The sequence below is a fragment of the Methylobacterium sp. E-025 genome, from assembly GCF_022829705.1.
Taxonomy (GTDB): domain Bacteria; phylum Pseudomonadota; class Alphaproteobacteria; order Rhizobiales; family Beijerinckiaceae; genus Methylobacterium.
Map to the genome: position 1 here is coordinate 79,897 of NZ_JAKSYR010000021.1, position 19,954 is coordinate 99,850.

Genomic DNA, 19,954 nt, shown 5'->3' on the forward strand with positions numbered 1-19,954 from the left:
TCAGCCTGCGGAGCCGCCCGGCTCGTCGGGGACGAGGCGGGGCCGGCTCGGAAACGCGACGCCGTCGTAGATCTCGGCCGCGGGCATGGCGATCCCGAACGCCAAGAGCGGGACCGTCGCGTCGAGCCCGAGAAGACGGGTCTCAGCCCAATGCCGGTCCGGATCACGCGTCCAGAGGCGGAGTTCCGCCGCATTGGGTTCCACCAGCAGGATATGCTCCAGGTCGGCCATCGTGCGGTACTCGCCGAGCTTCTCGAACGCATCGAAGTCGCGCGTGCTCGGCGACAGCACCTCGACGACCAGCCGCGGCTGCGCCGCCTTCAGCGCGTTCGGATCGCGGGATCCGCAATCGACCCCGATATCGGGGCGCCGGATCTGGCCGGGCAGCGTTTCGACGCTGCCGTCCCCGGTGAACGGACGGCATCCGCTTCCGCGTAGGGCCGTGCGCAACCATGCGAGGATGTTCACGACGATGTCGTCGTGAACGTTGCGCGCCCCGGCCATCATCCGCACCGGCACGCCGCCGACGAGCTCGTACCGCTCCGCTTGGGCTTCCTGCCAGGCGAAGAACGCATCGATGCTCATCGGCTCAAGTCGGCGGTCCAGCATCCCGGAATCTGCGGTGATCGTGAAAACGCGCAGTGTAGCCTGTGCGGCGGACAACCCCTAGCCGGCGAGCGCTTCGGCGACCGCGCCCTGGTCGAAGCCCTTCAGGCCGATCACCACCAGCGTGCCGTCGCGGGGCTCGGCCGCCGTCCAGGGACGGTCGAAATGATGGGTGATGCGGCGGCCGACGCCCTGCACCACGAGGCGCATCGGCTTGCCCTCGACGGCGCAGAAGCCCTTGATGCGCAGGACGCCCTCGGTCTCGGCCGCCTTCTCGACGCGGGCGGCGAGGTCGGCGGCGGTGATCGCCGTGCGGACCGGGAGCGCCACGGTCTCGAAGTCGTCGTGGTCGTGATCCTCGCCCGCGCCGTGATGCGAGGGGCGCGCGTCGAGGTCGTCCTCGGCGGCGGCCTGGAGGCCGAGCAGCACCCGCGGGTCGATCTTGCCGTGGGCGGTCTCGACCACCTTCACCGCGCGGGGAAGCTGGCGCTTCACCTCGGCCCGCACCTGCGCGAGGCCGGCGGCGTCGAGAAGATCCGCCTTGTTGAGCACGACGAGGTCGGCGCAGAGGAGCTGGTCCTCGAACACCTCCTCGAGCGGGTTGTCGTGGTCCACCGCCGTATCGGCGGCGCGCTGGTTGGCCAGAGCCTCGGGGTCCTCGGCGAAGGCGCCCGACGCGACCGCCGGCCCGTCCACGACCGCGACGACGCCGTCGACGGTCACTCGCGAGCGGATCGCCGGCCACTGGAACGCCTGGACCAGGGGCTTGGGCAGGGCGAGGCCGGACGTCTCGATCAGGATGTGCTCGGGCGGGTTCGGGCGATCGAGAAGAGCCGTCATCGCCGGCACGAAGTCGTCCGCGACGGTGCAGCAGATGCAGCCGTTGGGAAGCTCGACGATCGAATCCTCGGTGCAGCCCTCGATGCCGCAGGCGGCGAGGAACGACTTGTCGAAGCCGATGTCGCCGAACTCGTTGACGAGGATCGCGAGCCGGCGCCCGCCGGCATTCTCGACCGCGTGGCGCACCAGCGTTGTCTTGCCGGCCCCGAGGAAGCCGGTGACGATGGTGCAGGGGATCTTCTGGACGATGCTCATGGGGATCTCGCCGATGGCTCAGGCCGCGCGCGGCGGAAACGGAGGGATGCGGGCGACGACGCCCTTGCGGAATTCCTGCGGCCTCTGCTTCCACGGCACGATCCCGTCAGGCGTGCCGGCGTAGAGGCCGACGCCGTCGAGAATGATGCGTGCGGAATCCGCCGGGTCGAGGTCGCCGTAGACGTAGGTCCAGCGATCCTCCGCCGCCACGGCGACGGTGCAGGGCCGCTTGCAGACCGACAGGCACTCGACCGCTTCGATCGTCACGCCGTCGGGGGCGGGAAGCGCACGCAACGCGTCGAAGAGGCGGGCGCCCGCGCGCGGGCCGTCCGGTGCATCGCTCTCCATCCGGCAGGTGGTGCAGACGTAGAGGATCGTGTCAGCCACGGGCGCCTGCCGCGGCCTTCGGGCCGAAGGTCTGCCAGGCGCGCCCGAAGGCCAAGCCGATCACCGCCCAGAACACGAAGGCGATGGCGAGCGAGCGCGCGGCGAACTGCGCGGCGAGGCCGGCGGGAAGCTCGGACGGCGTCGCCGCCACCTCCGGCGCACCGGCCAGATGCGGAGCGACGATGAGCACGATTCCGCCGAGGATGGTGATCGGCACCCGGCGGATCGCGATGAGATAGATCCCCATCGCGGTGGCCGACGCCGTCATCACCCACCAGACCTGGCGGGCGGCCAGCGGGGCCGCCTCGCTGCCGGGCAGCTCGGGCGGCAGGCCCAGAGCCGGCGCGAGCGCCACGGCGAGGAAGCCGGCGACCGCGAAGGCGAGCCCGCGCTCGGGCGACGGCTCGCGGCCGGTGGCCAGCATCACCGCGCCAAGGAGCAGGGCGTAGCCGATCCCGCCGACGAGGGTCGCGAGCCCGGTGAACAGCATGCGCGGCAGGCCGGCGGCCGGCTGCCATTCCGGCTCGGCCTTGGTGTCGTGGTCGTGCCCGGCATGGGCGAGCACGATCGGCAGGCGCCCGGCCAGCGGGGCCGCCGAGGCGGCGGCGCCGGGAGCGGCCTGGGTCTCGTAGCGCTCGGCGGCGATGATCAGCGGCGAGGTGAGCGCGAGCTCGAGCCCCGTCACGAGGACGGCCGCGAGGAAGCCGGCGGCGAGCGCCGCCGACAGGAGCCGGATGAGCATGGGAACGCCTGGGTTCAGGCGGTCAATGGCAGGGGAAGTTCTGCGTGTGCCGGAAGTCGTGCGCCGCGTTGTGCAGCGCCGAGGCCGGCGAGAAGCCGGCGAGGAACACGAGCCCGAGGCCGAGCATGGCGGCGGCGACGATGGCGACGAAGCCCTCGTTCGCGCGGGTGCCGGTCTGGGTGAGGGTCTGGGTGGTCATGTCGACAACATCTCCGGCCGCCCCGCCGGCGGCGTTCGAGAAAGCGCGGGGGACGGCAGGTCTCCTGGCTCGCGGATCGCAGCGCCTGCCGCCTTCCCGAAACATCGGTGGCCGAGGGCAGGAGCTGAGGGCTCCCACGGCGATCCGGGCTTCGATCCGCAACGCAGTCCCATCTTGGACAGGTCGGTTCAACGAAGCCTGGATCGCTGTGGGGACCCTGGCCGCTTACAGTTGCGGGGGCAGCCGCGGCATCGGGTTTCCCCTCACCGCATTCCCTTTTCACCCCGTCTCCGGGGCACCGTCGCGTCCAGCCATAGCCTGTCCGGTCTCCCCGCACAACGGAGGCTTTGACGGGCGCACAGGGGTTGGGGCATGGGTTCCAGCCATGCAGCAGGCCGCGCCTCGGACGACCCTCGTGCTCGGCGGTGCGCGCTCGGGCAAGAGCGCCTACGCCGAGAGGTTGATCGAGGCGGTGCCGGGCCCGTGGCTCTACCTCGCCACGGCACAGGCCTGGGACGACGAGATGCGCGCGCGCATCGCCCGCCACAGAGCGCGGCGCTCCGGCGACTGGATCACTCGGGACGTGCCGAACGCTTTGGCCGCCGCGATCGCCGAGGCGCCGGGGCCGGTGCTGGTCGATTGCCTGACCTTGTGGCTGACGAACCTGCTGCTTGCCGATGCCGACCTCGACGCCGAGACGGCGGCGCTCCGCAGTGCCTGCCGGGAAGCGCGCGGGCCGCTCGTCCTCGTGTCGAACGAGGTGGGCCTCGGGATCGTGCCCGACAATGCGCTCGCCCGCCGCTTCCGCGATGCGGCCGGACGCCTCCACCAGAGCCTCGCGGCCGAGTGCGACCGCGTCGTGCTGACGGTCGCCGGGCTGCCGCTCGTTATCAAACCGCAGGGAACGCCATGACCGACGACGCCGAACGCCATCGCGAGAAGATGGAGAAGCGCAAGGCGGTGCAGGACGCCGAGGTCGCGGCCAAGACGATCGAGAAGGGCCTGCTCATCGTCAACACCGGACCCGGCAAGGGCAAGACCACGGCGGCGCTGGGCCTGGCGCTGCGCATGCTGGGGCGCGGACACCGGGTCGGCGTGGTGCAGTTCATCAAGGGCGCGTGGGACACCGGCGAGGCGCATGCGCTGAGGACGTTCGGCGACCGGGTCGCGTGGCACGCGATGGGCGAAGGCTTCACCTGGGAGACGCAGGACAAGGCCCGCGACATTGCCGCCTGCCTCAACGCCTGGAACCGGGCGACCGACCTGATGGCCGACCCAAGCCTCCGTCTCCTGATCCTCGACGAGCTCAACATCGCGCTGCGCTACGACTACCTCGATCTCGACGCGGTGGTGGCCACCCTGAAAAGCCGTCGCCCGGACCTGCACGTCGTCGTCACCGGCCGCAACGCCAAGCCGGCGCTGATCGAGGCGGCTGACCTCGTCACCGAGATGGGCAGCGTGAAGCACCACTTCGCGGCCGGCGTGAAGGCGCAGGAGGGGATCGAGTTTTGATGGAATGGTCCCTTCAGCCGTGACCCGAAGCCTAATGATCCAGGGCACCGGCTCGGACGTCGGCAAGTCGCTGATCGTTGCCGGGCTCGCGCGCGCCTTCACCCGACGCGGGCTTCGGGTGCGCCCGTTCAAGCCGCAGAACATGTCGAACAACGCCGCCGTCACAGCGGATGGCGGCGAGATCGGGCGGGCGCAGGCGCTGCAGGCGCGGGCGGCCGGCGTCGCGCCGTCGATCCACATGAACCCGGTGCTGCTCAAGCCCCAGACCGAGGTCGGCGCCCAGGTGGTGGTGCAGGGCCGCATGGTCGCGACGGTGAAGGCGCGCGACTACCAGGCGTGGAAACCGCGCCTGCTGGAGGCGGTGCTCGACAGCTTCAACCGCCTGAGGACGCAGGCCGACCTGATTCTCGTCGAGGGTGCGGGCTCGGCATCCGAGGTCAACCTGCGCGCCGGCGACATCGCCAACATGGGGTTCGCCCGCGCGACGGATACGCCGGTGGTGCTGCTCGGCGACATCGACCGCGGCGGGGTCATCGCCAGCCTCGTCGGCACCAAGGCGGTGATCGATCCCGACGACGCCGCGATGATCGTCGGCTTCCTGGTCAACCGCTTCCGCGGCGACCCGAGCCTGTTCTCCGACGGCATGGACCTGATCGCGCGCCACACCGGCTGGGCCAGCCTCGGCCTGATCCCGCACTTTCCCGAGGCGGCGCGCCTGCCGGCCGAGGACGTGCTCGGGCTCGTCGGGTCCGCCGGCCCGGCGGCGACGCGCATCGCGGTGCCGGTGTTTCCGCGGATCGCCAACTTCGACGACCTCGATCCGCTGCGGGCCGAGCCCGCGGTGGAGGTGGTGCTGGTCCGCCCGGGCGAGGCGATCCCGGGCGATGCCGCCCTGGTGCTGCTGCCGGGCTCGAAGACCACGATCGACGATCTCGAATTCGTCCGGGCGCAGGGCTGGGACGTGGACCTGCATGCGCATCTACGCCGCGGCGGCCGGGTGCTCGGCCTGTGCGGCGGATACCAGATGCTCGGGCGGACGCTGTCCGATCCGGACGGCATCGAGGGCGAGGCGCGGACCGTGCCCGGCCTCGGGCTGCTCGCCGTCGACACGGTGATGACGCCGTTGAAGCGGCTCGAAGCCGTCTCCGGCACCAGTCTGCCCGACGGCATGCCGTTCACCGGCTACGAGATGCATGTCGGCGACACCACCGGCGCCGACGCGGAACGGCCGCTGCTGCGCCTCGCCGACGGACGCGCCGACGGTGCGGTGTCCGCCGACGGCCTGGTGTCCGGCACCTACGTCCACGGCCTGTTCGCCGACGACCGCCAGCGTGCCGCATGGCTCGCCCGCCTCGGCGCACGATCCGACGGCGCCTCCTACGAGGCCGGCATCGAGCGGGTGCTCGATGCCCTTGCGGCGCATCTCGAGCAGCATGTCGACTGCGACCGGCTGCTGGCCATGGCGCGATGAGGCGCACCGGGGATGAGGCGCATCGGGCATGACACCCGGGCGGGTCCTGTCCGCGAGCAGGCATCCCGGGCGGTCGGGGATCGCTGCGGGCCGATAGGCACGCGCCGCCGCGGAGCCTAGTCTCGTGCGAAAGCGCGGCCGGTCGCGATCGACCGCCGGGACGCGAGGAACGCCCGATGACGCCCACCGAGACCGCGGCCGACGACGCGCTCGCCCGACGCACGATCGCGACGGTGACTTGGCGGCTGATGCCCCTGCTCGGGGTGATGTACCTGATCGCCTATATCGACCGGCAGAACATCTCCTATGCCAAATTGCAGATGGTCGGCGACCTCGGGCTGAGCGAGAGCGTCTTCGGGCTCGGGGCGTCGCTGTTCTTCCTCGGCTACTTCCTGTGCGAGGTCCCGGCCAACGTCATCCTGGAACGCGTCGGCGCGCGCCTGTGGTTCGCCCGGATCATGGCGACCTGGGGCCTGGTCACGGTGCTGCTCGGCTTCACCCGGAACACGGCGATGTTCTACGGGCTGCGCTTCCTTCTCGGCGTCGCCGAGGCCGGGTTCTTCCCCGGCGTGCTGTTCGTGCTGACCCTGTGGTTCCCGCAGAAGCACCGCGCGGCGATGATCGCCTGGTTCATGATCGCGAGCGCGGTGGCCAACGCCGTCGGCGCGGCGATCGGCGGCGCGCTGCTCGACCTCGACGGCGCGCTCGGGCTCAAGGGCTGGCAGTGGGTGTTCGTCAGCACCGGCGTGCCGGCGCTGCTGCTGGCCGTGATCGTGCTGGTGGTCATGCCGGACGGGCCGGAGAAGGCGCCCTGGCTCGATCGCGCCGGCCGCGACTGGCTCGGCCGGACGCTGCGGGAGGAGCGCGAGACCGGCGGCAAGGTCGAGCACGGCAACCCGTTCGCCGCGCTCCTCGACCGGCGCGTGTGGATGCTCGCCAGCGTCTACGTCGCGTTTCCGCTGGCCGCCTATGGCCTGAGCTACTGGCTGCCGACGGTGGTGCGCAGCTTCGGCGTTACCAACACCGTCAACGGCTTCATCAACATCATCCCGTGGGTCGTCACCGGGCTGGCGCTGTGGTGGGTGCCGCGGCATTCCGCGCGCACGGGCGAGCAGACCTGGCACGTCGTCGGCCCGGGGCTCGTCGCCGCGTCGGCGCTGGCGCTGAGCGTGGTGGTGCCGGGCTCGATCCCGAAGTTCGCCTGCCTGTGCGTGGCGGCGGCCGGCATCTTCTCGGCCCAGCCGGTATTCTGGTCGCTGCCGCCGACCTTCCTCAAGGGCGCGTCGGCCGCGGCCGGAATCGCGGCGATCAACTCGGTGGGCAATCTCGGCGGCTTCATCGCCCAGAACGCCGTGCCGATCATCCGCGACCGAAGCGGCAGCGACCTCGTGCCGATGATCTTCCTCTCGGCCTGCCTCGTGGTCGGCTCGTGCCTCGCCTTCGTCGTGCTCGGCGCCCTGCGGCGCGATGCCGGCCGCCGCGCCGCCGATCAGAGCATGGCGAGCCCGGTCGCGCCGGTGGCGAGCCCCCACAGCAGCACGCAGGCGGTTCGATAGAGGCGCAGGGCCCGCTCGATGTCGTCGGCCGCCGCCGCCTCGCGGCCGTCGCCCATCCAGGCATCCTCGACCGCGACGCCGGCATAGACCCGCGGGCCGGCGAGCCGAAGGCCGAGCGCGCCGGCCATCGCGGCCTCGGGCCAGCCGGCATTCGGCGAGCGGTGGCGGCCGGCGTCGCGCCGGATCGCGAGCCAGGCGCCGCCCGGCGAGGCGCCGTGATGGATCGCGGCGGCGGCGACGATCAGCAGGGCGGTGAGCCGCGAGGCGGGCAGGTTCACGAGGTCGTCGAGCCGGGCCGAAGCCCAGCCGAAGGCCTCGTGGCGCGGGGTGCGGTGGCCGATCATGCTGTCGGCGGTGTTGATCGCCTTGTAGAGCGCGCCGCCCGGCAGGCCGCCGAGCCCGATCCAGAAGGCCGGCGCGACGATACCGTCGGAGAAGTTCTCCGCCAGGCTCTCGATCGCGGCGCGGCAGATCCCGGCTTCGTCCAGCGTCTCGGGATCGCGCCCGACGATCATCGACACCGCGCGCCGGCCGCCCGGCAGGCCCTCGCCGCGCAGCCCCTCCGCGACCCGGGCGACGTGCTGGTACAGGCTGCGCTGGGCCGGCAGGCTGGCGCAGAGGATGGCGATGAGCGAGATCGCCGGGAGCGGGCCGGCCAGCCCCGCCGCGAGGGTGAGACCGAGGGCGGTCGCGCCGACGCAGGAGAGGAGGACGGCGAGCGCGAGAATCCCGCCGAGCCGCCGCGCGGTGCGGCCGCCGCGGTTGAGGCCGCGGTCGAGGACGGCGATCACCCGGCCGATCCAGGTGACAGGGTGGCCGAGCGCCCTGTAGAGCGCGTCCGGATAGCCGAAGGCCGCCTCGATCGCGAGGGCGAGGGCGAGGATGGCGAGCGTATCGGGCGGATGAGCGAGCGCGGTGGACATGGCGTCTGGGGTCCGGGGAGGCCCGAGGCGGAGCCGATCGCCCATGGCGGCGACCTCGATGCGGCGCGGCGGATGTTTCCCGATGCGCCGGAGCCTTGGATCGACCTCTCGACCGGGATCAATCCGGTCCCCTATCCCTGCCCGGCGATCGACGCCAGCCTGTTCCACCGGCTGCCCTCCGCCGCGGACCATGCCGCGCTCCGCGAGGCGGCGTCCCGAGCCTACGGGGCGGCGCCCGATCGCATCGTGCCGGCGCCGGGCACGCAGATCCTGATCGAGACGATCCCCCGCCTGGTTTCGACGCGCGCGGTCGCCGTCGTCGGGCCGACCTATGCCGAGCACGCGGCGGCGTGGCGTCGGGCCGGGCACGCCGTCTCGACGGTGCCATGCCTCGAAGCAGTCGGCACCGCGCAGGTCGTGGTCGTGGTGAACCCCAACAACCCCGACGGGCGGACGTGGCCGGCGTCCCCGCTGCTCGCCCTCGCCGAAGTCCTCTCCGCCCGCAACGGCCTGCTTGTCGTGGACGAGGCCTTCACCGATCTCGAAGCCGTCGAGAGCCTGTGCCCACGGCTGCGGCCGGGGCTCGTGATCCTGCGCTCGTTCGGCAAGACCTACGGGCTCGCCGGCCTCAGGCTCGGTTTCGCCGTGGCGGAAGCCGGGATCGCGCGCCGGATCGCGGGGGCGCTCGGGCCCTGGGCCGTCGCCGGGCCGGCGCTCGCGATCGGCCGCGCCGCCCTCGACGATGCCGCGTGGCGCCGCGACGCCGCAGCCGCCCGCGCCGCCGATGCGGGGCGCCTCGACCGCATGATCGCCCGGGCCGGCGGGACGCCGGTCGGTGGAACCGTCCTGTTCCGCACGGCCGATTTTGCCGATGCGCTGGGCCTGTTCCGGCGGCTCGGGGCGGCCGGACTCCACGTCCGGCGCTTCGCCGAGGCGCCGGCGCGCCTGCGCTTCGGGCTGCCCGCCGACAGGAACGCCTGGTGCCGCCTGTCGCGGATCCTCAGATGATCGTCGGGCGCCGGTCGAGCACGGCGACGAGCAGGGCGGCGACGGCGAAGGCGATGCCGACCGCGCAGACCCCGCCCCAGCCGGCGAGCAGGAAGGCCTGCGATCCGGCATAGGCGCCGATCGCTCCGAAGACGAACATCGCCGTGAACAGCACGGTGTTGATCCGTCCGCGCGCGCCCGGGACGAGCGCGTAGGCGCGCGTCTGGTTCGCGATCAGCGCGCCGTTCATGCCGATGTCGATCAGCAGCACGCCGACGGCGACGGCGGCGAGCGACCACGTGCCGCCGGCCCAGAGCACCGCGAACGCCGCCACGACCAGCAGGCTTCCGCCCACGACCACCGGTCGCGCGCCGCGCAGATCGGTGAAGCGGCCCGAGACCGGCGCGACGAGGGCGCCGCAGACGCCGATCACGCCGAACAGCCCGGCGCCGGCCGCGGTCAGGTTGAACGGCTCGGCCTCCACCAGCAGGGCGAGGGTGACCCAGAACGCGTTGAACGCGGCGAACAGCAGCGCCTGCGACAGGCTGGCGTTGCGCAGCACGGGCTGGGTCTTGGCAAGGTGCAGGATCGACAGCATCAGCGCCCGGTAGCGCAGGCGCTTCGCCGCGGTCCGGGGCAGTGTCGCGGCCGCGACCGCCGCCATCGCGAGCGAGACCACGGCGGCGGCGAAGAACACCGCCCGCCATCCGAGATGCGCGCCGACGAAGCCGCTGACCGTCCGCGCGAGCAGGATGCCGGAAAGCAACCCGGTCATCACCTGCCCGACGATGCGGCCGCGGGTGGCGTCCGGCGCCAGCTCGGCCGCGAACGGCACCGCCTGCTGCGCCGCCGACGACAGGAAGCCGATCAGGAGGCTCGCGAGCGCCAGGATCGGCAGGTTCGGGCTGAGCGCGGCGACGACGAGCACGAGGCTCAGCGCGAGAAGCTGCGCGATGATCAGCTGGCGCCGCGGCCAGGCATCCCCCAGCGGCACCAGCCCGACGATGCCGAGGCCGTAGCCGACGAGGCAGCCGGTCGGCACCCACAAGGCGGCGCGCGGCCCGAAATCGGCAACCAGCAGCCCGAGCAGCGGCTGGTTGTAGTAGATGTTGGCCACCGCCCCGCCCGCGATCAGCGTCAGCCCGAGCCGCGCCTTCGTGCTCAGGTCGGGATGCGGCACCGGGATGTCGCTCACGAGCGGGGCTCCGTGGCGCGCGAGCGGTTCGGCTCTGTGAGCATGAGACTCGTATCTCTGGTTGCGAGGGATCGCGGTCGGCCTAGGCGCCGACCGGGCGGGTGACAACGGCGGCGCGCGCAGGGCACGGCCGCGTAGGAGTGGCGCACCCGGTTTCGATTCCGCTGCGCCTGCATATGTTTCGTCCACGGACGATGTTCCACGCGCGGGTCGATTGCTGGCAATCGATTTGGCGATCGCGGCGATTCAGGTTCTGATGCCGTTCATAGGATTGGTGGCACCGATTCGTGCGGCGGAGCGTGACCGACACGACGAGAGAGGGTTGCATGCCGAATTATCGGGTGGATTTCGAGAAGCAGATCTTCGGCCTTCCGTTCACCATCGGATCCGTCGAGATCCAGCGTGCCCGCGACCCCGATCGCGCGCGGCGGGCGGCCGAGCTGAAGTTCGCCCGGCAATACGGCCTCGGCGATTGGCGCGAGCGCGCCGACAGCGCCGTCGTGGCCCAGGCCGGCGACGAGCGCCGCTGAGCGCCCTTCACGGCGGAGCCGGCCACGACGTCCCTGAGTTCCGCTTCGGCCTTCGCGGCCTCACGGGGGGTCTGGCCCTGCGCGCGGTCACGCCGTAAACGATGGGGCCGCCGGCATCGCCGTGCGGGACGACCGGAGCCTCCGCGGCGGCCGGTTTCGAGGCGAGACGCGGACGGCGATCCATGGCGGCGATCTCTTTCTTCGGCGATCTCCTTCAGACCATCAGCGACCGCGGTCGCGACCTCATCAGCTTCGGCCGCGGCGATCTCGCTGCACGGGCCAACGCCGCCGAGCTGGTCAAGCTTTGCGACGACCTGATCTCGCGCCGCGGCGAGGCATCGGGCGTCGCCCTCGCGCGGCTGATCCTCGACCGCTACGCGACGCTCGGCACCGACGAGCGCCACGCCTTCCTGCGCCTGATCGCCGTCGAGTTCGATGCCGACCACGACGCGGTCGACGCCGCGATCCAGGCCTATCGCTCGGACCCGACGCGGGCACGCCTCGGGCACCTGCACGAGGCGGCCGAGCCGCGTTCCCAGGAACTGATTCGCCGCCTCAACCTCGCCCGCGACGGGACGCTGAGCCTTGTCCGGATGCGCGAGGACTTGTTCGACCTGCGCCGCATCCTGCGCGACGAGGGCGAGCCCAACCTGATCGACGCCGCCGACAGCCTCGATTCGGACTTCGAGCACCTGTTCGCCTCGTGGTTCAACCGCGGCTTCCTGGTGCTGCGCCACATCGACTGGACGACGCCGGCTCACATCCTCGAGAAGATCATCCGCTACGAGGCAGTCCACGAGATCGCCGGCTGGGACGACCTTCGCCGCCGGATCGAGCCGGCGGACCGGCGCTGCTTCGCGTTCTTCCACCCGGCACTCGTCGACGAGCCGCTGATCTTCGTCGAGGTCGCGTTGACCAGCGCGATCGCGCCGGCGATCGCGCCGATCCTGTCGCAGGCGCGCGATCCGCTCCCGCTGAAATCCGCCACGACCGCGATCTTCTACTCGATCTCGAACTGCCAGAAGGGCCTGGCCGGCGTCACCTTCGGCAATTTCCTGATCAAGCAGGTGGTCGAGGACCTCGCCCGCGAGATCCCGACCCTGAAGACCTTCGTCACGCTCTCGCCAGTTCCGGGTTTCGCGCGCTGGCTCGATCGCGAGCGCCGAGCGGAAGCGCCGCAGGGCCTGACCCGCGACGATGTCGAGGCGCTTCGCCTGCTGGACGAGCCGGATTGGGCGACCGACAAGGCGAAGTCCGATGCCGTGCGCAAGGCGCTGCTACCGGCGGCGGCCGCCTACTTCCTCCGCGCGAAGAACGAGCGGGGTCGCCCGCTCGACCCGGTGGCGCGCTTCCATCTCGGCAACGGCGCGCGCCTCGAGCGGATCAACTTCCTCGGCGACGTCTCCGGCAAGGGGTTGCGGCAATCCCATGGCCTGATGGTCAACTACCTCTACGACCTGTCGGCGATCGAGAAGAACCACGAGACCTATGCCAACCTCGGCACGGTCTCGGCGTCCGGCGCGGTCTCACGCGAGTTGCGCGCCAACCTGCCTCCGCCGCGTTCCGTCGCGCTCGCCGAGGCCTGAGGCGGGTGGACCGCCGCCGATCATCCGTTTCGCTGAGCGTTGTGTCATGACGAATCATCTCTTCGCGTTGATCCGCGAGGCCCTGCCGGCGGATCCGGCGGCCAGCAGCTTCATCGAGACGTCCGACGGGCGCCGCTACAGCTACGCCGACATGCTCGCGCGCAGCGGGGCCTACGCGAACGCGCTGGTGTCCGCGGGCGTCCGCCCCGGCGACCGGGTCGCGGTGCAGGTGGAGAAGAGCGCCGAGGTGGTGTTCCTCTATCTCGGCGCGGTGCGCGCCGGCGCGGTGTTCCTGCCGCTCAACACCGCCTACACCGCCCCGGAGGTCGCCTACTTCCTCGGCGACGCCGAGCCCGCCCTGTTCGTCTGCGACCCGGCCAAGCGCGAGGCGCTGGTGCCGGTCGCCGGGGACGCCGGGACCACCCGCGTGCTCACCCTCGATGCCGCCGGCCGGGGCAGCGCCGCCGAGGCCGCGGACGCGCAGGGCTCGGAGTGCTCCGACGTGCCGCGGGATCCGGAGGATCTCGCCGCGATCCTCTACACCTCCGGCACCACCGGGCGCTCGAAGGGCGCCATGCTCAGCCACGACAACCTCGCCTCGAACGCGCGCACGCTGGTCGAGGCCTGGCGCTTCACCGCCGACGACGTGCTGATCCACGCCCTGCCGGTGTTCCACACCCATGGCCTGTTCGTCGCGATCAACACCGTGCTGGCGTCGGGGGGCAGCATGCTGTTCCTGCCGCGCCTCGACGCCGGGCTGATCCTCAAGCTGATGCCGCGGGCGACCAGCATGATGGGCGTCCCGACCTTCTACACCCGCCTGCTCAAGGATCCGGGGCTGACGCAGGCGGCGACCGTGCACATGCGGCTGTTCACCTCCGGCTCGGCCCCATTGCTGGCCGAGACGCATGCCGCGTGGCGGGCACGGACCGGTCACGCCATCCTCGAGCGCTACGGCATGACCGAGACCAACATGAGCACCTCGAACCCCTATGAGGGCGAGCGCATCGCCGGCACCGTCGGGTTCCCGCTGCCCGGCGTGGCCCTGCGCGTCGTCGACCCGGACACCGGCGCGCCGCTCGGCTCCGAGCAGGTCGGGATGATCGAGGTGAAGGGCCCGAACGTGTTCAAGGGCTACTGGCGCATGCCCGAGAAGACCGCGGCCGAGTTCAAGGTCGACGGCTTCTTCGTCACCGGCGATCTCGGCAAGGTCGACGCCCGCGGCTACGTCCACATCGTCGGCCGCGGCAAGGACCTGATCATCACCGGCGGCTTCAACGTCTACCCGAAGGAGGTCGAGGCCGAGATCGACGCGATGCCGGGCGTCTTCGAATCGGCGGTGATCGGCCTGCCGCACGCCGATTTCGGCGAGGGCGTCACCGCCATCGTGGTGGGTTCGAAGGACGCTCCGGACGAGGCGGCGGTGCTCGCCCATCTCGAAGGGCGCCTCGCCCGGTTCAAATGCCCGAAGCGGGTTCTCTTCGCCGACGACCTGCCGCGCAACGCCATGGGCAAGGTCCAGAAGAACGCCCTGCGGGATCGCCACGCCGATTTGTATCGCGACGCGTCGAAGACGTCCTGACCAGCGGGCCTCAGCCGGCCACCGAGGCGCGCGCGGCCTCGATCAGGTCGTTCGCCAGCGCCTCGTCGTCCACGGCTCGAGCCAAGACGACGGCGCCGACGAGGGTCGACAGCGTCGCCAGCGAACGCTGCCGGCGGCGCTCGCGCGAGGCCCTCGGCGTCAGGTCGGCAAGGATGGCGGCGAGGCGTTCGACCCCGTGGGTGAACCGCGCGCGCACCGGGCTACCCGATGGCTCCCGCGCGACGTCGTTGGCCAGGGCCGCGAGCGGGCACCCCTTCTCGGGCGCCTGGACGTGCCCGAGCGACAGGTAGTTCCCGACCAGGCTGTCGAGGTTGCCGCGGTATTCCTCCTTGATCGCGCATTCGAAGGCTTCGGCCGCCAGGGCGTCCTTGTTGGCGAATTGGCCATAGAACCCGCCATGCGTCAGGCCGGCCGCCCCCATGATGTCGGCGACCCCGACGCCGTGAAGGCCGCGCTGGCGGAACAGCGCCGACGCCACCTCGACGACGCGCTGCCGGTTCAGCCGCGCCTGCTCCTGAGACACCCTCGGCATCTTCGTCTCCTCGTTTCACGAGCGGCCGCCGCGCGGTCCGGCGGACGATGCGCTAACGCATCGCATCCGATGTGGATGCGACCTGTCATCTAAATCAGTCTACGGTCGCGCTGTCGCCGGACGCTTTCGCCGCCTCGGCCGTTGCCGCCAGCACGAAGCGTCGCCCGTTCGACCGTTCAGGGGCATGGGCTCGGGCTGGTCGATCGATCGGGCACTTGCCGCGTCGCATGCGCGGCGGCGAGCGCCCAGCCGCACCAGCCCTCAGGATGGAACAGCGCCCGTCGTCGCAGTCGCTCCGTCTCGTCCGGAAACGACCGCGGGGCTCCGCGCATCCGCAGGCGTTCGGGCGACGCGGAACCACAGCGCATAGAGGGCCGGCAGGAACAGCAGCGTCAGCAGGGTGCCGACGCCGACGCCGCCGATCAGGACGTAGGCCAGCGCCCCCCAGAACACCGAGTGGGTGAGCGGGATGAAGGCGAGCATCGCCGCGGCCGCCGTCAGGATCACGGGCCGCGCGCGGCGCACGGTCGATTCCACCACGGCCTCGTAATCCGACAGGCCCGAGGCGCGATCGTGATGGATCTGATCTACCAGGATCAGCGTGTTGCGCATCAGGATGCCCGACAGCGCGATCAATCCGAGGATCGCGTTGAAGCCGAAGGGCTGGTGGAAGATCAGCAGGGTCGGCACCGCGCCGACGAGGCCGAGCGGCGCGGTCGCGAACACCATGAACATGGTGGTGAACGAGCGCACCTGGATCATGATCACCGTCAGCGTGACGATCAGCATGATCGGGAACACGGCGATCAAAGCCGACATCGCCTTGGCGCTCTCCTCGACGGCGCCGGCCGTGTCGATGCGGTAGCCCGGCGGCAGCCTCGCCCGGATCGGATCCAGCAGCGGGAAGATCTGCGCATGGACGTCCGGCGGCTGCTTGCCGTCGAGCACGTCGCCCTGCACCCGGATGTAGCTCTCGCGGTTGTAGCGCTTGAGCACCGCATCCTCGTTCCGGCTTTCCAGCCGTGCGACCTGCGAGACCGGCACCTGCCGGCCGTCCTTCGTCGCGAGCGTCAGGTCGCCGATCTCGCCGAGCGAGCGTCGCTCCGGGCCGGGGCTGCGCAGCAGCACGTCGACCGAGCGCAGGTTCTCGCGGACCTGGGTGGCGGGCGTGCCGTTGAGGTAGCTCTGCAGCTGCTGTCCGGCCTCCTTCGGTGTCAGGCCGATCAGGCGCAGGCGTTCCTGGTCGAGGACGAGGTGAAGGCCCGGCGTCCGGTCGCCCCAGTCGAGATGGACGAGCCGCATGTCGGGATTGCCCGCCATGACCTCGGCGACCTCGGCCGCGATGCGGCGGATGACGTCGAGGTCGGGGCCGACCACCCGGAACGCGACCGGGAATCGGATCGGCGGCCCGAACACGATCTGCAGCACCCGCACGCGCGCCTCGGGGAAGCGGCCGTCCTCGACGAGCTTGCGCACCTTCGCCCGGAGGGCGTCGCGGGCCTCAGCGTCCGCGGTCTGCACCACGATCTGCGCGAAGGCCGGGTCCGGCAGCTCGGGATCGAACGACAGCACGAAGCGCGGCATGCCCTGGCCGATATAGCTCGTGATCTCCTTGGCCTCCGGCAGGTCGCGCACCGCCGCCTCGACGCGCTGCACGGTGGCCTCGGTGGTGGCGAAGGCCGACCCGGTCGGCAGCGTGACCTCGACGATCAATTCGGGCCGCTCGGAGTTCGGGAAGAACTGCTTCTCGACGCGGCCCATCCCGATGACCGCGACCACGAACAGCGCCACGGTGATGCCGGCTGCCGCCCATTTGTGATCGACCGAGGCCCGCACGATCCGACGCAGGCGCTGGTAGTTCTTCGTCGCGTAGATCGCCGCGTGGCCGCCCGCGACCGGCTCGATGTTCGGCAGCAGCTTGACGCCGAGATAGGGCGTGAAGGTCACGGCCACGATCCACGAGACGACGAGAGAAAACGCCACCACCCAGAAGATGTTGCCGGCATATTCGCCGGCCGTGGAGGCGGCGAAGCCCACCGGCAGGAACCCGGCGATGGTCACCAGCGTGCCGGTGAGCATCGGCGCGGCGGTGGCGCTCCAGGCATGGGTCGCGGCCTCGATCCGGCCGGCGCCTTCCTCCATGCGCACCACCATCATCTCGATGGCGATGATCGCGTCGTCGACGAGCAGCCCGAGCGAGATGATCAGCGCGCCCAGCGTGATGCGATCGAAGTCGCGCCCCGTCAGCATCATCACCACGAACACCGCCGACAGGGTCAACGGCACGGCCAGCGCCACGACGATGCCGACGCGGAAGCCGAGCGCCACCAGGGACACGAAGATCACCACAGACAGCGCGGTGAAGAACTTGACCATGAACTCGTGGATCGCCGCGTCGATGACCTTGGCCTGATCGGTGATCTTGGTGAAGCCGATTCCGAGGGCGAGGTCGTGATGGATCGCGACCTCCTCGGCATTGAGCGCCTCGCCGAGCTTGAGGCCGTTGAAGCCGGGCTTCATCACCAGGCCGAGCATCAGGGCCGGCTCGCCGTCGTTGTGGATCGCGAAGCTTCTGGGGTCCTCGTAGCCGCGCTTCACCTCCGCGATGTCGCCGAGCTTGAGGCTGCGGTCGCCCGCCGCCACCGGCAGGCCGCGGATCGCGTCGAGCCCGTCGATGGCGCCGTCCAGGCGAAGGTAGACCCGCGGCCCGGCTGTCTCGACGAAGCCGGCCGGCGTCACGTCGTTCTGGTTGGCGAGCGACGCCAGCAGCTGCTGGCCGGTGATCCCGAGCGTGGCCAGGCGCTGGTACGAGATCTCGACGAAGATCTTCTGCGCCTGCTCCCCGAGGATGTTGATCTTCTCGACGCCGGGCAGCCGCAGCAGGCGCTGGCGCAGGGCCTCGGCCTGGAGCACGAGCTGACGGTGCGGCAGCCCCTTGGCCTGGAGCGCGTAGAGCGCGAAGTAGACGTCCGAGAACTCGTCGTTGAACAGCGGCCCCATCACCCCGCGGGGCAGGCTGGAGGCCTGATCGGACAATTTCTTGCGCGCCTGGTAGAACTCCGACTGCACCTTCCCCGGGGGCATGTTGTCCTTGAGGTAGACCTTCGTCACCATCAGGCCCGGGCGCACGGTGGTCTCGGCGCGGTCGTAGTAGACGAGCTCCTGCAGCCGCTTCTCGAGCGGGTCGGCGACCTGGCGCTGCATCTCCTCGGCGGTGGCGCCCGGCCACGCCGCCGAGACCGTCATGGTCTTGACGGTGAAGGCCGGGTCCTCGCCGCGGCCGAGCTTCTGGAAGGCGAAGATGCCGGCGACCGTCACGGCGATCAGCAGGAACAGCGTGACCGCCCGCTCGCGGACGGCGAGCGCCGAGAGGTTGAAGCCGCTCATCGCTTCGCCCCCGTCAGGTTCGCGTCCGCCTGGCGCACCTTCTCGCCGGGCTTGAGCAGGTGGGCGCCGAGCGCCACGATGCGATCGCCCGGGCTCAGGCCCGCGACGACCTCGGCGCGCTCCTCGCCCATGCGTGCGACCCGCACGGCCTGCTCCCGCACCGTTTCGGTTTCGGCGTCGTAGCGCCAGACGGCGGTGCCGTCGCCCCGGTCGAACAGGGCCGCGAGCGGCACCTCCACCGCGGGCTCGCGCCGGACGTCGTGGTCGGCGAGCCGAAGGGTGACCGTCGCCCCGAGCGGCGCAGCCTCGCCGCCGCCCGACAGGATGTAGCGCGCCCGGTAGGTGCGGGTCGCGGGGTCGGCCGTCGCCGACAGCTCGCGCAGGCGCGCCGGATAGGTCGCCTCGCCCTCGGCGTAGAGGGTGGCCGAAGCGTTCCCCTGCGCCGCGCGCCGGCTGCCCTCGGGCAGGAACACCTCCGCCTCCCGCGATCCGTCGCGGGCGAGCTTCACCACGGTCTGGCCGGCGGCGACGACCTGTCCCGGCTCGGTCGGCACCTCCATCACCACGCTGTCGGCATCGGCCTGGAGCTCGGCGTAGCCCGCCTGGTTGGCGATCTGGCTCGCCTGCGCCTCCGCGTTGGCGAACTGCGCGATGGCGGCATCGGCCGCGCCCTTGTTCTGGTCGTAGGCCTGGATCGAGGTCCAGCCGTCGGCCACGAGCTTGCGGCTGCGCGCCTCGTCGGCCTTGGCCTTGATCATCTGCGCGCGGGCCGCCTCGACGGACGCCTTGGCGGCGTTCAGCGCGAGCCCGAAATCGGTTGGATCGAGGCGCATCAGCGGCTGCCCGAGGCGGACACAGTCCCCCGGATCGACGAGCCGCTCGAAGATCTTGCCGCCGACGCGGAAGCCGAGATTGCTCTCCGTCCGCGCCCGAACGACCCCGGTGTAGCGCGAGACCGCCCCCTCGGCCGGGGCGACCGCGACGGTCTGAACGAGCGGTGGTTTCTCAGGCACCGCCGTCTCGGCCGGCGAGCACGCCGCCAAAGCGAGGCTCGTCAGCAACATGACCATACCGACGTTCATCACAGCCTCTCAGCCTCTGACATGCCTTTAAAATTATGTACATCATATATTTTGGTCCGTCGATACCAAAATTGATCGGCATCTGGAAAGATGGCCGACACGGGGTTCGGCAAACACGCTTCAACGAAGCGAAAAGAGAAGGGGACGCAGCCCTTTACGTCCAATCGGCATTATGACGATAGCGTGCGCACCAGCACGCTGCCAGAAGACCGCGATCTGGTGACATCGGAGTGCGAGGGGATTTTCTAAGCGGCTTGCCAAACAAACTGCGTGTGCAGATTAATCTCAGAACACTATAATCCCGCCTTAACATGTCATTATTAATCGTATTCGCCGTTGTTATAGAATATCATATTTCTAATACTATGTATTAGGGCGGACATTTATGGTTTTATTTTCTGAAAGATCTTTTGCGCTCCAAGCCTTGACAACTTGCGGGAATGTTTGGAAGCCCCGTCGCGATGGGCGGGACAGGCGCCGAGGCTCGGTCCGGGGCGGTGTCCGGCGCGAGCGCGGCGCATTCGGGGAGCGTGCGATGGATGTGATCGAGACCCGGGTTCC

At 70.7% G+C, this 19,954-nt stretch carries 18 protein-coding genes and 1 riboswitch; of the genes, 8 read left to right on the forward strand and 10 right to left on the reverse strand.

Annotated elements, in window-relative coordinates; all coding sequences use genetic code 11:
* From MKK64_RS01375 to MKK64_RS01395, 5 genes are read right to left on the reverse strand one after another with little or no spacing between them, the layout of a single operon-like run.
* Complete coding sequence (locus MKK64_RS01375) at window positions 1-609, reverse strand: Uma2 family endonuclease (protein WP_243931937.1); 609 nt, start codon at window positions 607-609, stop codon at window positions 1-3.
* 57 nt (window positions 610-666) lie between these two features.
* Window positions 667-1,701: a cobalamin biosynthesis protein CobW gene (gene cobW, locus MKK64_RS01380; protein ID WP_243931938.1), complete on the reverse strand. Its 1,035-nt coding sequence runs from the start codon at window positions 1,699-1,701 to the stop codon at window positions 667-669.
* Between the two features lie 18 nt (window positions 1,702-1,719).
* Window positions 1,720-2,088, reverse strand: a complete 369-nt coding sequence (locus tag MKK64_RS01385) for a DUF1636 family protein (RefSeq protein ID WP_147844509.1) — start codon at window positions 2,086-2,088, stop codon at window positions 1,720-1,722.
* Window positions 2,081-2,830 carry a CbtA family protein gene (locus MKK64_RS01390; RefSeq protein WP_243931939.1) on the reverse strand — a complete coding sequence of 250 codons (750 nt, stop codon included), beginning with the start codon at window positions 2,828-2,830 and terminating at the stop codon, window positions 2,081-2,083. Before MKK64_RS01390 ends, MKK64_RS01385 begins: the two co-directional genes overlap by 8 nt.
* A gap of 22 nt (window positions 2,831-2,852) precedes the next feature.
* The gene (locus MKK64_RS01395) at window positions 2,853-3,029 is read right to left on the reverse strand and encodes a CbtB-domain containing protein (protein WP_147728670.1); all 177 of its coding nucleotides are present in this window, start codon (window positions 3,027-3,029) and stop codon (window positions 2,853-2,855) included.
* A gap of 36 nt (window positions 3,030-3,065) precedes the next feature.
* Window positions 3,066-3,347: riboswitch (cobalamin riboswitch) on the reverse strand.
* 67 nt (window positions 3,348-3,414) lie between these two features.
* On the opposite strand from MKK64_RS01395, the gene cobU reads away from it, so the two are divergent.
* The 4 genes from cobU to MKK64_RS01415 all read left to right on the forward strand — a co-directional run bounded on the left by cobU (window position 3,415) and on the right by MKK64_RS01415 (window position 7,568).
* Window positions 3,415-3,942 (forward strand): bifunctional adenosylcobinamide kinase/adenosylcobinamide-phosphate guanylyltransferase, encoded by a 528-nt coding sequence (cobU, locus tag MKK64_RS01400; protein ID WP_243931940.1) that lies wholly within the window; start codon window positions 3,415-3,417, stop codon window positions 3,940-3,942.
* Window positions 3,939-4,541: a cob(I)yrinic acid a,c-diamide adenosyltransferase gene (gene cobO, locus MKK64_RS01405; protein ID WP_147728672.1), complete on the forward strand. Its 603-nt coding sequence runs from the start codon at window positions 3,939-3,941 to the stop codon at window positions 4,539-4,541. Before cobU ends, cobO begins: the two co-directional genes overlap by 4 nt.
* Before the next feature lie 34 nt (window positions 4,542-4,575).
* Complete coding sequence (locus MKK64_RS01410) at window positions 4,576-6,012, forward strand: cobyric acid synthase (RefSeq protein WP_243931941.1); 1,437 nt, start codon at window positions 4,576-4,578, stop codon at window positions 6,010-6,012.
* Between the two features lie 176 nt (window positions 6,013-6,188).
* The gene (locus MKK64_RS01415) at window positions 6,189-7,568 is read left to right on the forward strand and encodes an MFS transporter (protein ID WP_243931942.1); all 1,380 of its coding nucleotides are present in this window, start codon (window positions 6,189-6,191) and stop codon (window positions 7,566-7,568) included.
* Here MKK64_RS01415 and cbiB read toward each other — a convergent pair.
* Window positions 7,502-8,491, reverse strand: a complete 990-nt coding sequence (gene cbiB, locus MKK64_RS01420; protein WP_243931943.1) for an adenosylcobinamide-phosphate synthase CbiB — start codon at window positions 8,489-8,491, stop codon at window positions 7,502-7,504. The two genes, MKK64_RS01415 and cbiB, sit on opposite strands and share 67 nt — an antisense overlap.
* On the opposite strand from cbiB, the gene cobD reads away from it, so the two are divergent.
* Complete coding sequence (gene cobD / locus MKK64_RS01425) at window positions 8,471-9,499, forward strand: threonine-phosphate decarboxylase CobD (protein WP_243931944.1); 1,029 nt, start codon at window positions 8,471-8,473, stop codon at window positions 9,497-9,499. The genes cbiB and cobD overlap by 21 nt on opposite strands.
* Here the strand turns inward: cobD and MKK64_RS01430 are convergent.
* Window positions 9,492-10,673 (reverse strand): MFS transporter, encoded by a 1,182-nt coding sequence (locus MKK64_RS01430; RefSeq protein WP_243931945.1) that lies wholly within the window; start codon window positions 10,671-10,673, stop codon window positions 9,492-9,494. The genes cobD and MKK64_RS01430 overlap by 8 nt on opposite strands.
* Window positions 10,674-10,999: 326 nt before the next feature.
* Between MKK64_RS01430 and MKK64_RS01435 the strand changes: the two genes are divergently transcribed.
* The 3 genes from MKK64_RS01435 (at window position 11,000) to MKK64_RS01445 (ending at window position 14,371) form a co-directional block, all read left to right on the forward strand.
* On the forward strand, window positions 11,000-11,203 hold the full coding sequence (locus MKK64_RS01435) for a hypothetical protein (protein ID WP_147726422.1): 204 nt from the start codon (window positions 11,000-11,002) through the stop codon (window positions 11,201-11,203).
* Between the two features lie 182 nt (window positions 11,204-11,385).
* Window positions 11,386-12,789, forward strand: a complete 1,404-nt coding sequence (locus tag MKK64_RS01440) for a malonyl-CoA decarboxylase (protein WP_147842481.1) — start codon at window positions 11,386-11,388, stop codon at window positions 12,787-12,789.
* A 46-nt stretch (window positions 12,790-12,835) separates the two neighbouring features.
* The gene (locus tag MKK64_RS01445) at window positions 12,836-14,371 is read left to right on the forward strand and encodes a malonate--CoA ligase (RefSeq protein ID WP_243931946.1); all 1,536 of its coding nucleotides are present in this window, start codon (window positions 12,836-12,838) and stop codon (window positions 14,369-14,371) included.
* A 10-nt stretch (window positions 14,372-14,381) separates the two neighbouring features.
* On the opposite strand, the gene MKK64_RS01450 is transcribed toward MKK64_RS01445, so the two are convergent.
* The 3 genes from MKK64_RS01450 to MKK64_RS01460 all read right to left on the reverse strand — a co-directional run bounded on the left by MKK64_RS01450 (window position 14,382) and on the right by MKK64_RS01460 (window position 19,393).
* Window positions 14,382-14,924, reverse strand: a complete 543-nt coding sequence (locus MKK64_RS01450; RefSeq protein WP_243931947.1) for a TetR/AcrR family transcriptional regulator — start codon at window positions 14,922-14,924, stop codon at window positions 14,382-14,384.
* 261 nt (window positions 14,925-15,185) lie between these two features.
* Window positions 15,186-18,311: an efflux RND transporter permease subunit gene (locus MKK64_RS01455; protein WP_243931948.1), complete on the reverse strand. Its 3,126-nt coding sequence runs from the start codon at window positions 18,309-18,311 to the stop codon at window positions 15,186-15,188.
* Window positions 18,308-19,393, reverse strand: coding sequence for an efflux RND transporter periplasmic adaptor subunit (locus MKK64_RS01460; protein WP_243931949.1), 1,086 nt, complete (start codon window positions 19,391-19,393; stop codon window positions 18,308-18,310). Before MKK64_RS01460 ends, MKK64_RS01455 begins: the two co-directional genes overlap by 4 nt.
* Between the last annotated feature and the right edge of the window lie 561 nt (window positions 19,394-19,954).

Coding starts and splice junctions, on each gene's coding strand:
- MKK64_RS01375 (WP_243931937.1), bottom strand. CDS start 609: ATGCTGGACCGCCGACTTGAGCCGATGAGCATCGATGCGTTCTTCGCC.
- cobW (WP_243931938.1), bottom strand. CDS start 1,701: ATGAGCATCGTCCAGAAGATCCCCTGCACCATCGTCACCGGCTTCCTC.
- MKK64_RS01390 (WP_243931939.1), bottom strand. CDS start 2,830: ATGCTCATCCGGCTCCTGTCGGCGGCGCTCGCCGCCGGCTTCCTCGCG.
- MKK64_RS01395 (WP_147728670.1), bottom strand. CDS start 3,029: ATGACCACCCAGACCCTCACCCAGACCGGCACCCGCGCGAACGAGGGC.
- cobU (WP_243931940.1), top strand. CDS start 3,415: ATGCAGCAGGCCGCGCCTCGGACGACCCTCGTGCTCGGCGGTGCGCGC.
- cobO (WP_147728672.1), top strand. CDS start 3,939: ATGACCGACGACGCCGAACGCCATCGCGAGAAGATGGAGAAGCGCAAG.
- MKK64_RS01410 (WP_243931941.1), top strand. CDS start 4,576: ATGATCCAGGGCACCGGCTCGGACGTCGGCAAGTCGCTGATCGTTGCC.
- MKK64_RS01415 (WP_243931942.1), top strand. CDS start 6,189: ATGACGCCCACCGAGACCGCGGCCGACGACGCGCTCGCCCGACGCACG.
- cobD (WP_243931944.1), top strand. CDS start 8,471: ATGAGCGAGCGCGGTGGACATGGCGTCTGGGGTCCGGGGAGGCCCGAG.
- cbiB (WP_243931943.1), bottom strand. CDS start 8,491: ATGTCCACCGCGCTCGCTCATCCGCCCGATACGCTCGCCATCCTCGCC.
- MKK64_RS01435 (WP_147726422.1), top strand. CDS start 11,000: ATGCCGAATTATCGGGTGGATTTCGAGAAGCAGATCTTCGGCCTTCCG.
- MKK64_RS01440 (WP_147842481.1), top strand. CDS start 11,386: ATGGCGGCGATCTCTTTCTTCGGCGATCTCCTTCAGACCATCAGCGAC.
- MKK64_RS01445 (WP_243931946.1), top strand. CDS start 12,836: ATGACGAATCATCTCTTCGCGTTGATCCGCGAGGCCCTGCCGGCGGAT.
- MKK64_RS01450 (WP_243931947.1), bottom strand. CDS start 14,924: ATGCCGAGGGTGTCTCAGGAGCAGGCGCGGCTGAACCGGCAGCGCGTC.
- MKK64_RS01455 (WP_243931948.1), bottom strand. CDS start 18,311: ATGAGCGGCTTCAACCTCTCGGCGCTCGCCGTCCGCGAGCGGGCGGTC.
- MKK64_RS01460 (WP_243931949.1), bottom strand. CDS start 19,393: ATGAACGTCGGTATGGTCATGTTGCTGACGAGCCTCGCTTTGGCGGCG.